General features: G+C 60.4%; 11 protein-coding genes and 1 pseudogene. 4 read left to right on the plus strand and 8 right to left on the minus strand.

Going from position 1 to position 15754, the window contains the following annotated elements; genetic code table 11:
- The coding region (locus GUI70_RS17085; protein WP_161883528.1) for a GGDEF domain-containing protein at window positions 1-532 on the plus strand (532 nt) is incomplete at its 5' end.
- A gap of 165 nt (window positions 533-697) precedes the next feature.
- On the opposite strand, the gene GUI70_RS26065 is transcribed toward GUI70_RS17085, so the two are convergent.
- Window positions 698-1966 carry a GGDEF domain-containing protein gene (locus GUI70_RS26065; protein WP_438503498.1) on the minus strand — a complete coding sequence of 423 codons (1269 nt, stop codon included), beginning with the start codon at window positions 1964-1966 and terminating at the stop codon, window positions 698-700.
- A gap of 1200 nt (window positions 1967-3166) precedes the next feature.
- Here GUI70_RS26065 and GUI70_RS17095 point away from each other — a divergent pair.
- Window positions 3167-4225 carry a GAF domain-containing protein gene (locus GUI70_RS17095; RefSeq protein ID WP_161883530.1) on the plus strand — a complete coding sequence of 353 codons (1059 nt, stop codon included), beginning with the start codon at window positions 3167-3169 and terminating at the stop codon, window positions 4223-4225.
- Between the two features lie 485 nt (window positions 4226-4710).
- Here the strand turns inward: GUI70_RS17095 and GUI70_RS17100 are convergent.
- A pseudogene (locus GUI70_RS17100) lies at window positions 4711-5909 on the minus strand (IS3 family transposase).
- A gap of 320 nt (window positions 5910-6229) precedes the next feature.
- The gene (locus tag GUI70_RS17105; RefSeq protein ID WP_161883531.1) at window positions 6230-6382 is read right to left on the minus strand and encodes a hypothetical protein; all 153 of its coding nucleotides are present in this window, start codon (window positions 6380-6382) and stop codon (window positions 6230-6232) included.
- A gap of 205 nt (window positions 6383-6587) precedes the next feature.
- On the opposite strand from GUI70_RS17105, the gene GUI70_RS17110 reads away from it, so the two are divergent.
- Window positions 6588-6848: a WGxxGxxG family protein gene (locus tag GUI70_RS17110; protein ID WP_161883532.1), complete on the plus strand. Its 261-nt coding sequence runs from the start codon at window positions 6588-6590 to the stop codon at window positions 6846-6848.
- Window positions 6849-7012: 164 nt separating this feature from the next.
- On the opposite strand, the gene GUI70_RS17115 is transcribed toward GUI70_RS17110, so the two are convergent.
- A complete protein-coding gene (locus GUI70_RS17115; protein ID WP_161883533.1) occupies window positions 7013-8392 on the minus strand; it encodes an IS701 family transposase in 1380 nt (459 codons plus the stop codon).
- Between the two features lie 524 nt (window positions 8393-8916).
- Here GUI70_RS17115 and GUI70_RS17120 point away from each other — a divergent pair.
- Window positions 8917-10113 carry a hypothetical protein gene (locus GUI70_RS17120; RefSeq protein WP_161883534.1) on the plus strand — a complete coding sequence of 399 codons (1197 nt, stop codon included), beginning with the start codon at window positions 8917-8919 and terminating at the stop codon, window positions 10111-10113.
- A 262-nt stretch (window positions 10114-10375) separates the two neighbouring features.
- Here the strand turns inward: GUI70_RS17120 and GUI70_RS17125 are convergent, their stop codons facing one another.
- From GUI70_RS17125 to GUI70_RS17140, 4 genes are all read right to left on the minus strand, one after another.
- Window positions 10376-11017 carry a recombinase family protein gene (locus GUI70_RS17125; RefSeq protein WP_161883535.1) on the minus strand — a complete coding sequence of 214 codons (642 nt, stop codon included), beginning with the start codon at window positions 11015-11017 and terminating at the stop codon, window positions 10376-10378.
- Window positions 11018-11198: 181 nt separating this feature from the next.
- The gene (locus GUI70_RS17130; RefSeq protein WP_161883536.1) at window positions 11199-12056 is read right to left on the minus strand and encodes a hypothetical protein; all 858 of its coding nucleotides are present in this window, start codon (window positions 12054-12056) and stop codon (window positions 11199-11201) included.
- A gap of 695 nt (window positions 12057-12751) precedes the next feature.
- Window positions 12752-13234, minus strand: coding sequence for a hypothetical protein (locus GUI70_RS17135; RefSeq protein WP_237725001.1), 483 nt, complete (start codon window positions 13232-13234; stop codon window positions 12752-12754).
- Window positions 13234-15753 carry a carboxypeptidase regulatory-like domain-containing protein gene (locus GUI70_RS17140; protein WP_237725002.1) on the minus strand — a complete coding sequence of 840 codons (2520 nt, stop codon included), beginning with the start codon at window positions 15751-15753 and terminating at the stop codon, window positions 13234-13236. The genes GUI70_RS17135 and GUI70_RS17140 overlap by 1 nt, the downstream gene beginning before the upstream one ends.
- Window position 15754 lies beyond the last annotated feature (1 nt).

The following is a 15754-nucleotide window of genomic DNA, read 5'->3' on the forward strand; positions in this document are numbered from 1 at the left end:
GGCCATGGAACGCCAGCACCATGCCGCCCTGCTCGAGGCCGCAGCGCGCACCGACCCGCTCACCGGCCTGGGCAACCGCCGCGCCTTCGATGAAATGCTCGATGTGGCGATCAACGCCAGCAAGCGCCACCTCTTTCCAGTCAGTGTCCTGACGCTCGACCTCGACGGTCTGAAGAAAGTGAATGATGAGGGCGGCCACGCTGTGGGTGACCGGTACCTGAAAAGCTTCGCACATACGCTGCGGGCGACGTTGCGGCGTGAGGACAGCTTGTTCCGGGTCGGGGGTGATGAGTTTATGGCGATTCTGCCGCACACCGGCCCCCAGGGGTTTGAGGGCGTGCTGTTGCGAGTCCGGGAGGCAATAGCTGAGGTCCGCGTCAGCGGCTTCGACCGGGCGGACGTGAGCGCTGGTATCGCGGCGTACCTGGTCGAGGCCGGCACCCTAGATGAACTCATGCGGTTGAGTGATGAACGGATGTACCAAGACAAACGCCAGCACCACCGTGAGCAAGCTGAGCGGGCAGCGCTCTAGAAACAAGCTGGGCCAGAGCGAAAACTCGGGCTGACCTCGTAAAGTCCCTTTTGATAAGGTGGGTTGGCAGTTCAAAGCCAACGCTGGCCTTCGTATCAAGGTCACAGCGCTGGGTAATTCGGATGAGCCTCACCGTAACGCTGAAAAGCGAATACAGTTGGCTGTTCAGGCTTCTTCACTCACGGAATCTGCGGCGGCGGCCATGACCTGATTGCGTCCTTCTTTCTTCGCGCGGTATAGGGCCTGATCTGCGGCTTGAATAAGATCTTCAGGTTTCGAGCGCTGCTCGGACAACGTCGCTACACCCACGGAGATCGTGACGGTGCCCAGAGGTTGATGCTGGAACGAGAGCGCCAATCCTTCCACGGCCTGCCGAAGGTGTTCTGCACGCATCATGGCCTGCGCTTCATCGGCACCGAGTAAGGCAATCAGAAACTCTTCCCCGCCATACCGGCAAACGACATCTTCCTCCCTGAAGACACGCTGCATGAGCCCAGCAAGTTCCTTCAACACCACATCGCCCGCGTCATGACCGAAGGAATCATTGAATTTCTTGAAATGATCGATATCGAGAACAAGAATGCTGATCGACACTTCCCCCCGGATGGCACGGCGAACTTCCCGTTCCAGGGTTTCTTCCAGGTAACGCCGGTTGTGCAGTCCGGTCAGCGGGTCACGAATGGATTGCAGCCGCAGCGATTCGCGAAGCCGCAGGTTGGCCAGAGCGAGCGCCACATGCCGGGCCATGCTCTGGACGGCGCCGTTCAGGTCGTGTAGGGCCAGGGGATCCTGATTCTCCGTCTGAAGGCGAAAGACACCAACGGTCTCGCCCTGAGCCACCAATGGAACGCACAAGTACGCCGCTGGCACTTCCCGGCCCAGTGGCACACACGGAATACTGACGCGGTCTCCATCCTGCTCATGGGAATGAGGATGTCCTCGGCGCAGCGCCCAGCATTCCGATGGCGCAAACACTTGACCCGCATTTGAAGACGGCCCATCACTCCAGTGCACGAAAGTCTCGATCAGGTTGCGTGATGAATTGATCGTTGCGATCGACCCCCGGGTCCCCGGAAAGAGTTTGGCCGCCGCTCGCAGGAGAATGGTTCGCGCCTCATCGAGGGTCAGGCAGGCTTGGAGCAGGTCGGCCACGTCACTCGTAGTCTGGATCTCCTGATTTCGCCGCTGCAGCATCTGAGACTGTGTGCCGAGTTCTGCATTGCGCACTTCGAGCGTATGCACCGCCTCCTGAACACGCTCATTCAACTGTGTGTTGGCTTCGATCAGGTCGGCGTTCACCCGCAGCAGGTCTGCGTCCAACGCCTGGTTCTCGAGCCGGCCGATTCTGTCTCGGCTATGCACGAAGTAGCCCATAGCGAACAGAGCCAGAATCGCCACGGCCGCATCGACCACCCCTGTATTCGGTGCCAGCATCAGGGGGACCAGTGCGGCATACGCTCCGAATTTCAGGAACAGGATAAGGTTCGACGACGTTTCCTCAAGGGTTGTATGCGGACTGGCGCGAACCGACGCAAACGACTTCGCCGTGAGGGCAGCGAACGTGAAAAGAATCAGGCCGACCGCCCAGGTCAGGTCCAGAGGAGAGCCAGCGGTATAGGTGCCTCGGGCCACCTGAACGGTGTAGATGATATTGCCCAGGGTGAAGATCAGCACGCCGGCGAGAATCAGCCCAAGCATGGAACGCCGCTCGCGCTGCCACTCATGCTGAAGAATGAACACGACACCGCCCAGCATGACCAGGTCGCCCAAAGGGTAGAGGACGGCCGCAACGGCTGCCAGGACGCTGTCGGCTGTCTGCACAGTGTGACGCAGCAGCACGGCCCATTCAATCAGCCCTACGGCAAACAACATAATCAGGGTGTTCGTGACCACTTTGGCCCGTGCGAGGCCGTCCAGGCGCGTGCCGGTGAGTTGCACCAAGGCGGCGAACATGGCCCATGGAAACAGCAGGAACAGCGCGTCCGCGATCGTCGGAAACGGAATTCTCTGGTACACCACCGTGTGGTAGCCCCACAGCATCAAGCCGGCAGTGTACATGCCGGTGGCGACCGCAAGGGTCAACCAGCCACGACTGGTTCGGGCATCTTGCTCCTGTTGTGATCGCCAGAACACAACCAAAGTGGTGACCAGGCTCGGAAGGATCAGGGGCACGCCCCCGATCTGTGCCGTGACCTGGACGCCGCCCCAGTGCTCAAGCGTCCATAGGGCATACACCACCAGGTAAGCGATCAGCAGAAGGGGCCAGCGTGCCAGCGCGCTTGAAGACATGTTCTTCTCACTGTACTGCGTTGTCGCAATTTACTGCGGATCGTCTGAGGGCTTATGGAGGCTGAGAAGCCCAAAAGCGGCGCCCAGATGGTCGGTCACTGTGCCGCCTCTCCCCAGGATGTTCGTCCTACCCAAGGCTGTCTAAGGGCATTCACTTCCTTTGCGTTGCCCAGCCCAAAGGCGCAGGGGTACGACTCGCCTTCTGAGTCACAAAATCCCTTTTGCTAAGACAGGTTTTATCAAAAACGGTTTTCCTGTTTTCAGTCCTATCGGGTTAAGCAGACCACAGCCCGATCTCAAGGGTCGGACAACAGGAGGCAGAGGCCCTAGCCGGTACCTTGAAGAATGATTTCACCGCCGGGTGGCACCGATTCAGAGTCTCTCTCTACGCTCACTGATTACATCCAAGAAATTACCGAAGCGCTCGCCGCAACCAGCACGCAGCGGGGCGTCCTCGAGATCGTCCTGACCCCCGCCGTAGAGGCCCTCGGTGCTGTCGCTGGCATCGTCCTGTTGGTGGATCAGAACGATCAGCAAATGAAGATCGCTGGGAGCCAGGGCTACGAAGACATCACCCGCACCATCTGGCAGGAAGGTTCACTCAGCGACAATCAGTTGATCACCGACATCCTGCGGATGCGTCAGGCCCTGTACTTCGAGCACGCTGGCGCCCTCAAGGCGGCCTATCCAGAGATCGAGAGCCGCACGGGGGGCGTCACGGCCGCCGCCAACGCGGTTCTACCGATGTTCCTGGATGAGCAGCCTCTCGGTGTCATCGTGCTGGACTTCAGCCAGCCACACGAATTTACCCCCGCTGAACAGCGTTTCCTGACCATTCTGTCGAACCAATGTGCCGTGGCCCTCGGTCGGGCACAAGCCACCCGGACGTTGGAGGCCCGTGTCGAAGAGCGGATCCGGCAACTCGAGGAACGCACGCTGCAACTGCAACAGCGCACCCAACAACTGGAAGAGGAGCAGGCCGCACTCGAGATCTTCGTGGCCTTCACTGAGGCTGTTGGGAGCCAGACCAACGTTGATGCCCTGGTTCGCCAAGCCATTGCCCTGCTCGAGGAAACCTGTGATGTGGAGGTGGCCTACGTTGAACGCGAAGGGGAGTTGTTCAAAGCCACCATCTGGAACCCTTCGGCAGACCCCACCCTCCTCAAGCTGTTGCAGGGCGGCTTCACTCTGCAACTCTCTGGGATCGCCAAGGTGCTTCAGCAGAACACCGCCACCTTCATCGACTCCTGGAAGAATACGCCGCTGCTCTTCGATGAGTCGGCAATCTTCCAGGCCGCGGCGGGCTACCCGTACTTTGTGGGCGAGGTGCTGGAGAGCGTGTTGATGATCGGCTCCCGCACCTCGCCCGTCTGGGCAGAGCACGAGAAGAAGATCTTTCCTTAAAGCTCGGGCGATTGTTGGCAGAACCTGGTCTGGTCTGCGTCACGCACCGGAGCAAGGTCGACCCAGATGGCCCCCCGCTCAAAGGTCGGTGCCAGAAGATGGGCCAGGGCCAATGCCAGGCTCGTTTTCCCTACGCCTCCTGGCCCACGGAGGGTGAGGAGGCGGACATGCGGTCGGCTGAGAATGTCCTGAGCAAGGCGGAGTTCGAGTTCACGGCCGATCAGCGGAGGGCCTGGAGGTGGGAGGGCGCCCACTTCGCCCACGGAATGCGGGGCGTTCATGGTTCAGTATAAGGCGTTGAGCTTGTATCGTCCAAAAATGAATTGAGCAGGCTAGGTGCTGGAGTCTGTCATCAGAGTGACCTGCGGGCTCTTCGGCACAAGGCACATGGAGCCTTCAAGGTGACGGTTTGAACGAACAAATTCCCCTTACCCTAAATGGTTTGGGCTACGAACTGGGGTTCCCCCGATTCTGCACACTTGTGGTTAAGCCACTAAAGCTTGCCGGTCAGTTTCCTGTGGCGTCAAGTACCCCAGAGTCGAGTGCAGCCTCTTTCGGTTGTAATACACCTCGATGTACTCGAAGATTGCCCGCCTGGCCTGTTCACGGGTTTCGTAGACCTGGTCATCGACCAATTCCCGCTTCAAGGTCTCAAAAAAGCTTTCTGAGACAGCATTATCCCAGCATTCCCCCTTGCGGCTCATACTGCAGATCATGCCCCGCTGAATCAGCGCGGTCTGGAACAGACCGCTGGTGGATTGACTTCCCTGGTCACTGTGATGCATCAACCCCGCTGCTGGGTTGCGCCTGTTGACAGCCATCTGAAGTGCCTGGAGAGGCAGCTCGGCGGGCATGGTGGCCTCCATCGCCCAGCCCACGACACAGCGGGCATACAGGTCCAACGTCACCGCGAGGTAGAGCCAGCCTTCTTTCGTAGAGATGTAGGTCAGGTCCGACGACCACACCTCATTGGGCTTCTCTGGCCTGAACTCGCGTGCGAACAGATTCTCCGCAACCGGCTGCCGAGGGTCACAGACGGTTGTCTTGGTCAGGCGCCTGCGAGTCCTGCCGACCAGACCCTGAGCGCGCATCAGGCGAGAAACACGTTTCTCGCTACACGCGGTGCCCTCTCGCTGAAGGGTGGCATGAATCCGTGGAGCACCGTACCGGCCGTGGTGTTCCTGATACACCGCTTGTATTCGTGAACTCAGCGCAGCGTCCTGGACAGAGCGCAGGGAAGGCGGCCTTCTTCGCCAGGTGTGAAAGCCACTCACCGTGACATCCAGCACGCGACACATTCTCTCCAGACGAAACTCGCTGAGGTGTCGGTTGATGAACACGAATCTCAGCGACTTTGCTTGGCGAAGAAGCGGGCAAGCCCCATACGGGTGCTGTTCTGCCCAAGACAGGCCGTGGCTTTTTTCAGGATTTCCCGTTCCTCACGCAGGATTTCATTCTCTTTGCGGAGTCTGCGGATCTCTTCTTGTTCAGGCGTCAGGTTCTGACGCCCGAGTCCAGGAAAGGCGGCGTCGCCTTGCTGGTGAGCTTCCCGGAGCCAGCGCTGCAAGGTAGAGATTCCGATGCCCAAGTCTCGGGCGGCTTTGCTCACCGTCATTTCTGGTCGCTGGGTGAGGTGGACGGCTTCTCGCTTAAAGTCGGTCGTGAAGGTTCTGCGGCGGGTCATGGTCGTGCCTCCTATAATCGAGGCTTAACTTCACCTGCGCAAAATCGACTGAACTCCAAAAATCGTCCTCAGCTTGAGTGTTAGATCGCTCATCGGAGCAACCAAGAGATGTAACAGGCAGATTTGCGGCGGTGACTGTCAAATCGCCTCAGCCCTTCAGCCGTCCGATAATCCAGCCGAGCCACCCAGTGGGCACCGGCAAAGGCTTGCTCCTGGGCAGCGCTTTCTCCTCTGAGACGAGCGTGGGGGCCGTCCTGACTTGACGCCCCCACGCTCTTATCTTTCAGTACTCCCAGAAGACCGGCCCGGAACTGCTCAGGTCAGCCAGCCGCGCCGCCCGCACTGCCATTCATGTTCCCGAAGTCCGTCTCTTCTTCAGTCCCAAAGCGTGAGCTCATGCCCAGGTCCTCCTCGTTGCCGGACTGGTCCTCCAGCGCGCCGTCCAGGTCGAGTCCGTTCAGATCGTCATCCATCTGCAATCTCCTCTCTTCGAATGTGAGGCGGTCGAACGGGTTGTGGGAACCTACTCCCTGAACATACGCAGGGACACTCACAGTTCAATCACTGAAGTGAAGGGGAGGCCTACCTCATGAAATGAGGATAGGGCGGCTTCCGTTTGTAAAACTAAATTCACGAAGCTGATATGTCGTGCCTTTCGCCTCCAGTCATGCTGGAGACATGAAGAACTTGACGAAAACGACGCTGGTGGTGCTGGCTTTCGCTCTTGCGCCCCTCTCTGCTTATGCTCAGGACACGACGAGCACAGACACCACGACACCGGCTGCAACAGACACCACGACCACCAACACGACAGACAACACCAACAATAATGACAAGGGTTTCGACTATGGCTGGCTCGGCCTCCTCGGTCTGGCTGGCTTGGCTGGCCTAAACCGGAAGCAGCCTCCCGTTGTTCACGTCGACCCTCAGCGTCGTTAATTCTCAACCCCTCCGCTCACTTACCCCAGCCGTTGTGCTGGGTTTTCCTTATTCGACAAACCAATGACCGTCAGACTGCCCAGGTGATTATCTATGACATCCCTCGTCGGAGCGACTATTGGTACTCCGTTGACTCTTAAGAAGGATGCCCTTGTAGACGGCATTTAGGTGACATAGAGCGAGAGGGGCTGCCCCTGTGCTACAGACCTGAGCAACGCGAGCAACGTCTTGGGTGGCTCAGCCGTCGTGAAGGCCCGCCACGCTCGCCACATCCAGACGAAGGGTTCCAAATAACAACGGACGCGACGCAGAGTGGCACTCCAAGGCGGCGGCTGTTCAGCCGCCGCTGAGGACGGTTCATCGTCGTGCGCCTCTGTCGTGGGAGCGTCATCTGTCGGCTGTGCCGCCGCCCAATACAAGAAACAGAACGCGACGCAGACGAGGTTCCAGTGGCGTCGGAGGGCTAAGTCTGAGCGTGCCTGACAGTGTGTCCAGCCTAAATGCTGCTTGACCTCGCGGTAGGCCTGTTCAATTCGAGGCCGCCGGGCGTACAGCAAGGCGATTTCCAACAGCGTCGCTGGCGGCGTCCTGGCATGCCACACCATGGTGTCCTGGTCATCCGTACGGAGATTAGAAATCAGGTATTCCGTGCGCTCTTCCGGCAATTCCACCGGATCCGGCGTGACGACAATCAGCCGAAAGGTCTGCAGCGGCCCGAAGGGACCGCCCTGAAGTTCGGCGACCCATTTAATCTCTTGATGTCCATCGGCATACGTGCGCAAGAGAGGCTGCCACGCCGCTGGCGCTGCACGCAGCGCCAGTTCCTCCACACTCCCCGGCTGGTCTTCGGTATGCCACCAGGTATGCGACGCTGGCAGCGCCAAGACGAAGGGAATGTGTTGACGGATCAGGTGGGTCTGGAAGACCTCGTTGCGCCCGTACAAGCTATCCGCGACCACTGCCCGATACGGCCAATCGGACCGGACAGCATCAATCAGGTCAATGGCAAGTTGGGGCTTCGTTTTGAACGCGGGATCATTGGTCTTGCGTTCAAAATGGTGGGCCGGTGTGTATGGCACGAATTTGAGAGGAACATATGCTTTGGGTGTGTCGTACAGCACATGGACGGTGACGATGCCCGAGTCGACCTTGCCTAAACTTCCCAAGTACTGTCGACCCACATGCGCGGTGTGTGTGCCGTACTTCCGGTCGCCTGTCTCGTCAATCACAAGCACCGCCCCGTGTGACGGGGCAGTGCTTGTCAGCGTTCGCAGCACGGCCAGCCGCATGTCATTCAAGTCCTCCGGATCCCAAGTGCTTTCAGACAAGAACCACTGAACACGCTGTGCGTCTTTATGTCGGCTGCCCGGTTTGCCCGGTTCGGTATTCGCCAGCCCAGTCGCCGTTTTGTGACGCTCCACTCCTAAAAGAAGACCTTGGAGATACGTTCGAAACGTGGCTCGCTGCGTGGGACGCGTGAATGCTAGGTCGAACAGCTGGCAATACTGCTCCAGTGGGTCAGGAATGAGCGGTTGGGTGTCCATTCCCTAGCGTGCCCCCATTCCATGAGTCAACGGAGTACCATGGTACTCCGTTGACTCTGCAACGAAACACCGTCTGGCACAGTGAGGGCAAGGATCGCGAAAAGGAGCTGTAAATACGTGCAGGACGCGTTTTCCCAGAAGTCAACGGAGTACCACTATTGATCTCGACCAAAGTTAGCAACGCTTTTCGGCTTTCACGCGTGGGTATAGAAGTAAAATCTTGCTCTGGGACAGCCCCTTTCTCGTCACGCCGTTGCAGACTTATGCAGAGATCAATAAGAGGTGTAACAACATCAGCCCTACTGTCAGATTAGGGTCCTAGACCTTGAGGTAAACGCAAAAACGGGACTGTTTTTTGCCGTGTTTATCGCGTTTTTGCGTTGCCAACTTGACGTCCAGCTAAGGTATACCTCACCTGGACAGAGGTGAAATACAGGTTTCAGCATCAGCACAAAGTTCATTTCGCAGTTTTCTGCCACTTCTTTTTCGAAGTCAAAGACCTGCTTTGGGCTATCTTGCCAGACATGACCAAGCCCAACTCCACCAGACCCCGCCCCGACGATCTGGGGCGCCGCTACATCCGCCTGGCACACGCTTTGGAAGCCCATCAGCCCGATTTCATCGACGGCTACGGCGGCCCCGCCGAGTTGGCAGACCTCACACTGCGCCCGACCTCTGAACTCCTGAGCGAGGCGCAGGCGCTGCACCATGACGTTCAGAGCGAAACCGACCCCACACGCCGCACCTTCCTGGACCGGCAGGTCAGGGCGATGCACACGCTGGCACGGATGCTGAACGGTGAGGCGCTGCCCTACGCTGAGGAAGTCCGCGGCCTGTACGACATCGACCCGGAGCGGGCCGACCTCGCCGAGCTGGACGCGGCGCTGCGAGAGCTGGATACCGCCCTGCCGGGCCGGGGCAGCCTGGAGGAGCGTGAAGCGGCGGTGCGGTCCAGGGTCACGGTGCCACTGAGCGAACTCATGCGTGTGTCAGAAGCGATCCTGACCGAGTTGCGGCGGCGCACGGCCGACCAGTACGACCTGCCGGATGGTGAAAACTTCAGCTTCGAGCTGGCGACGAACAAGCCCTGGGGCGGTTACAGCCGGCCGCTGGGAAACCTGCGAAGCTCTGTGGCCATCAACACCGATTTACCGGTGATCCTCACCGGATTGCCGGATTTGCTGGCCCACGAGGTCTATCCCGGCCACCATGCCGAGCACGCCATAAAGGAAGCCCGGCTGGTGTGGGAGTTGGGCTGGTTCGAGCACAACATTCAGCTGATCAACGCGCCGGAGGGCGTGATCACTGAGGGTATCGCCATGAACGCACTGGACGCCGTGATGACGCCATACGAGGTGAGCGATTGGCTCACCGGCGACCTGTCGAAAGTGGCGGGGATTGATCCCGATGCCGTGCGAGAAGCACTGCGCCTGGCTCACATCAAGGAACAGTTCAGAGGACTGTCGGGGCACGCCGCGATGATGCTCTACCAGGACGGGGCCAGCCAGCGGGAAGTGCTGGATTTCTTCCGGCATTACAACGCCGCTACCCTGGAGCGGGCACAAAAGAGTCTGGAGTTCATCTCGCAGCCGACGTTCCGGGGGTACATCTTCACCTACAGCGTGGGCCGCAGGCTGGTGCGAGAAGCCATTGAGCGCGGCGCGGTGACGTTCGGGCAACTGCTCAGTGAAGCACTGACGCCAGGAGCGCTGCGGCCCTGAAGAGCGGTTGGAATTCTTGCTTCTGGCGGTGCGCGAAGCACAGCAGCGACAGGCAGCAGGGCCCACGTCGATCTGAAAGTGGCCTACCGTGTCCTGAGTGGGTTTGTCCGGCAGCCGGACGGTCTCTCCACACTGACGCAGATCCCTCTAAGGGTGTTGGACGGTGATTGACGACAAAAGCCAAAGCACAAAATCATCACTTCGGAGGCAAAGAAGAAGGCGACCCGAAGGCCGCCTTGATTTCTTCAATATAGCCGGCTACTCACCCAATGTCAAATTTATGCACCGAGTCTAAGCTGCTAAGCTTTTGTCTGTCCAGCACACGTTTGACCTGAACGGCATTCCAGAATCCACCCTGCCGGGTCTTGAATCCGTGCGCTTCGCGCTGGCCAGCAACCGCCCTCAATCTCAGTCCCTGGCGTCTCAATGAACCCGCATAAGCGGCGACAGTGCGCCTGTCGTGAACAGCCCGCGCCTTCGAGCTTGCTGGCCCTGCTAAACGATGTTCGAGCGTCAGGTTCTCAGGCTTGCCGAGCTTGAGGCCCCGCGCCTTCCTTGCTCCCAGCGCTGCCTTGGTCCGGGCCGAGATCAGCTGAGCTTCCCGCTCGGCGACGGCGGCCATGACATGAATGGTGAAGTTGTCGGCTTCCGGCATATCGACGGCAACAAACCGCACCCCAGACTCCATCAGAGTGGCCACCACGGCGACATTGCGGGCGAGCCGGTCGAGCTGAGCGATCAGCAACACCCCACCGATGCGCCGGGTCTGTTCCAACGCGGTCTCAGGCTGAGGTCTGCGTCTTTTCCGGGTCCCCGTTTCAATCTCGGTGAACTCGAGGGCCAGCGCCAGATCCTTGCCCCGCGCGTCACTGAGCACAGCGGCTTGCTGAGCTTCGAGCCCCAACCCACTCTACCCTTGTTTGACGGTTGAAACTCTGTCATAAGCAACGGCGGGGGTGCTCACCCCTGAATGTTACAGGAGTCAACGGCTCCCGAAATTGCTGTACCACCAGCAAAGATACGTCGCCGACCTTGACGTGGCCCTCTGGCGGTCTCCTCCAGGGGTTATCCCACTGCGCTTCAGATCAATTCATGGCCTCCGGCATACTGTCCTCAACAAGTTGCTTCGAGCCCTCAAACATCCATTCCTCTCGTTGCTGCGCGGCGGCATAGAGCGGCTCATTGAGGACAAAGGCTTCTTTGACCGCGGCGGCCAACCTCGCTGCGGCGGCGGCCCGCTGCTCAGGCCGCAGCACGAGATTGAACTTCTCAGCGTTCCTGTTCTGCCAGGTGCTCGCCTGCAGGGCCAGCATCAAGCTTCCGTCAGGCTGGGAAAAAACTGTGACGCTCCCGTGGAAGCTATTGAGCTCGACGCTCAACGTCCGAACGGACCGAATGAGTCCACCCAGGATTCTGGCGCAGGACACGCTCAGCGCCACGTCCGGGTAGCCTTGGAATCCGACGATCGCCGGGCTCTTGAAGTTCGGCATCTCGTGACGGCCGTACACATCCTTGGACCATGGAATAACGAGCGCCTGCAGTGGTGCGGGAATGTCATCCAAAGGAAGCGTGTACTCACCGGGAACCCGTACAGAATGGCAAGCGTTCACCAGCGGGAGAACAGGCAGCTCACGGCCTCCAGGCAGGTGATCTTTAGGCCACCTGTCTTTGGGCGGTTGACCGGACCAGAGCGGGAGAAAGTAACACGTGCCGTATGTTCGGTAAAAGTAGAAGGACAATTCGGCGGTGGAGAAGAACATCCCATCAATGCTCACGAGCAGGATCAAATCGGCAAAGACCCTGGCTTCTGCCCAGGACAGGGAAAACGAGAAACCGAACATGGGGACGTCGCCTCGAGCGGCATCGAACGTGACGGTCAGTCCCTGCGAGGTCTGAGTCAGCAGCGCGCTGTCACGAGAAGTTCCAATGCGGTTTTCAATCATTCCCCAGGATGGAACTGGAGGGTGAGAAAGTCACGGGCAGCGCTGCAGATGGTCGCACATGAGGGGCAAGATCCAACTCAATCGGAGAGGTAACACAGCCCCGAGCGGACCACGTGCCGGTTCAGGCGGCGGTGGCTGGGCCGAGCAGCAGGTTGTCGAAGAGACCGGTGTCCTGGCACATGAAACCGCCGGGCACACCGGACGAGGCGCGGACGCTGTCGATAAAGTCCACCTTGAGCGCGCCGTCAGTCCGCCATTGAACGCGCCCGGCGGCGAAGTCGATGCGGAAGCGATAGGTCTACCCGAGGGGTCCAGCTCAAGCCCGCTGCGGGGCCGACGAGGTTGGTTTCGCTCCCGGCGACGAAGGAGCTGAGGGTACACGTCGGCGCGCTGCCGCTGATGATGTACAGGCCTGCCGCCGCGCAGGTAAAGCGACCGGCTGTCATGGCTCCGCTGGCCGTGTCGGTGGTGGTATAGCCAGACCATGTGCCAGAGGATAGTCATGCTTTCTTCTCGCATCTGACGCTTCAGGGGGTTAGATCCTGAGTCCCCAGGTCAGTGAAGGTGCTCTCATGCCCCTCCTCAAATCACCCTGAAGGTTGGCAGGCAGCTTGTTTTTCGTCCACTCTCATAAAATCTGTCAGGCGATCAGGCTCGTCAATGGCCAAATTCCAGCGAAGGGCTACGCCCAGACATCACTTGTCGATCAGGACGTATTCAATACCCAGATTGATGCTGGAAAAGCCCTTGCTGGCGTAGACGCTGTAGGACACAGGCTTGGCGGTCTGCCCGGTGTCTGCATCGATCAGATCGACCAACACTTGCGGCACCGTCGAAAGTGTCAGAGACCCAGTCGAAATGCCGTTGCCCGGGTCAGGTGAAAATCGGACGACGATCTTCACGCCGGACGGAAGGGCTTCGAGGAGGCGCACCGTCACTGCACGCTTCGTGGTGCCCACCGTGGCGACCGGACCGACGGTCGTGTAGGACAGGGTAGGCGTGCTGCTGATGCGGGCTTCGCCAAGCGCACTAAACGTCGCCCCGACGTCACCCGCAATGGAGATGGCGTCCGCGGCTGCCTGATTCGTGCTGGCCAGCGTCAACGCCAACAGGCCAGCCAGCAGAGGACACTTGAGCCAACTGATCAGGGACCAAGATGGAATCTGGTGGAGGATCATCACGGTGCTCCTGCAGGATCTTTGACTGGGACGCTGGGGAGGGGAGTGAGCGGCACCATGACTGGCGCCTCGTCCTGCATCTGGATCACGCGGGGCTTGCGCCCGAACCGGAAGGAGAGCTCGGCGGGCCCGGACGCGACACTCACAGTGCCCGGCGTTTCAATGGTCAGGTTCCTGAACTGGCCTGGCGTAGCTGGCGTGATCTCCAGCTGATACATGCTTGTAGGCAGGTCCTCGAAACTCAAACGGCCCGAAGCGTCCGACGTGGCAACGAATCGTCCAAGCGGTCCGTTGAGAGTCACCACAACGCCAGGCAGTTCCAAAGGGGCCTCCGCAGTTTCACCCACGGTATGCACCACGAGTTGGGCGGTGATGGAGGCTGACGGAGTGCAGGTGAGGTTCTGCCGGGCGACCTGCCGGCCACGCACAGAGACCGCCTGCGGCGGGGTGCACCACTGACCCTTGGGTGCACGCACCTGAAGGACGTGGTCGCCCTGTGGAAGCGCAGGAAAGTGGTAGGTGCCCTGCGCGTCGGTCACGGCCAGGAAAGACATCACCTGAACGGTCACTCCAGCGATGCCCTGGCCCCTCCCATCAAGAACGCGCCCTTCGACACCGCCAATGTCGGGACGCGGGTAAAGGGGAATGTTCAAGGGGATCCGCGCGGCCACGCGGAAACTGGTGCTGGACGTCACACCGACGTACTGCGACATGGAGGCGAGCAGGATGGTCCCGTTCGCCAGCGGATGCTCGACCGCTGCACTCAGGCTGAGGCCACGCTGTGAAAAATCTGGCTGGCTGATGCCGACATCAACGCGCGTGCCGGACCCGCCGACCCATCGGCCTTCCAGGCTGGTTCCCACGCGGGTCTTCCCACTCAGCAGGTCAAGGGTCACATCAGTCTTCGAATGCACCGTGACGGTATTGACATTTTTGCCAAAGGTGTATTCGAGGCTCACGCCGTATTTCAGGCTGTTGGTCACCTGAACACCCGCCTTGAACGACTGCTGATTGGTGACGTTCTGCTGCCACTGCCCGCCCTTTAACCGGTAACCCAGGCCCACATCGGCAGTCAGATTGGCTTCCTGGAGGGTCAACTTTTCCGACCACTTCAGGCCGCCGTCCAGACTCAACTGAGTGTTCTGGACCCTGACGGCAAATTCGAGAGTTCTGGCGGGAATGACGTTGCCGGAGGCAAGTTCAACCCCGCCCGACAGGCTCGCACCGACACCAAACGTCTTGATTTGCCCACGGGCGTGCATTTCCATTGACGCGCGGCCCGGCGCAGTGCCGCCGAAGCCTGGAGAACGGTAGGTGGCACTTGCGCCCGCACCGCTCAGCCCCAGAGCGTTGTTTTTCAGGACGGCGTCGGCATCGACTGCCACGGCAACGCCGTCGCCGCGAAGGCCGAGTTCGCCGCGTGCCGTCAGGGTGGGCATCACCGCACGCGCCGCCAGGGTGGCGGTGACGCGGCCACCGACCACATCGACGCCGACGCGTGCGTCGCCCCAACCGTACCGCCGACCCAGTTCCAGGCCCGTGACCGGCTCGCCCTGAACATCACGGCGCAGGCCAACGTACGCACGCACCGTATTGGAGCCCACGGTGCCGGTGCCCAGTTCGCCTTGCAGGGCCAGGGCAGACGGACGCACCGTGAAACTGGAGAATCCCGGTGTGGCGTTGCCCAGGGCAAGGCGTGCGCTCTGGGTCCGCACTTCGGCTTCGAGAGACTGCGGTGTGGCGCGTAGATGGACATTCACGCCAGCGGCAACAGCACCGTCGGCGGAAAACCGGATCTGGGGTCCGCCCGGTCCGGCTTCGACCTGCACTTCGGCTGCGAGGGTCTGCCAGGCGCTTCTCGCGTTCGGCGCGGCTGTCAGGACATCAGCGGAAATGCTGGCCTGGGCCGCTGCTTTCGGCGTGCGGGCACGGACGGTCACGCTGTACTTCGCCAGTCCCGGCGGCACCGGTCCAGTCACCTGCACATTCCTGATCTCGCCGGGAGCGAGGTCCAGCGCGGCGGGGGTCACGCGCGGTTTGCCCTGACCCGCCGCACTGAGGTCCACATGGGTGGGGGCATTTCCGTCGTTGCGCACCTGAAAACTGGCCTCTACCTGTCCACCGGTGACGCTGGAGGCCAGTGCCCGCACATCCACAGCGTCACGCTGAGGCACCCGGACCTCGGCTTGTGCCTTCACGTCGTCTACTGTCACGCCCACGGTGTGGACGCCCGCCTGTGCCGTGCGGGGCACGCGCACCACGATCACTTCTACGGTGTCCTCACCGGGAGCGAGCGTGAGGGTGCGCGGCGCAATCAGCGTCTGCCAGCCTGCGGGCAGGATCAGCTGGAGCTGAACGTCGCGTGGAGCAGCGTCGGTGTTGACCAGCCGCACTGCGAGGCTGGCGGTTTGACGTTCGGTGACGCCCGTGGCGGTGGCGCTCATCTGGACTTGCGCGTGGGCATAAGGCAGCAGCCCCAGCGTGAGCGCCAGGATGAACGTCGCCCGCCGGAGACGCACC

The sequence above is a fragment of the Deinococcus alpinitundrae genome, assembly GCF_009982895.1.
GTDB lineage: Bacteria > Deinococcota > Deinococci > Deinococcales > Deinococcaceae > Deinococcus > Deinococcus alpinitundrae.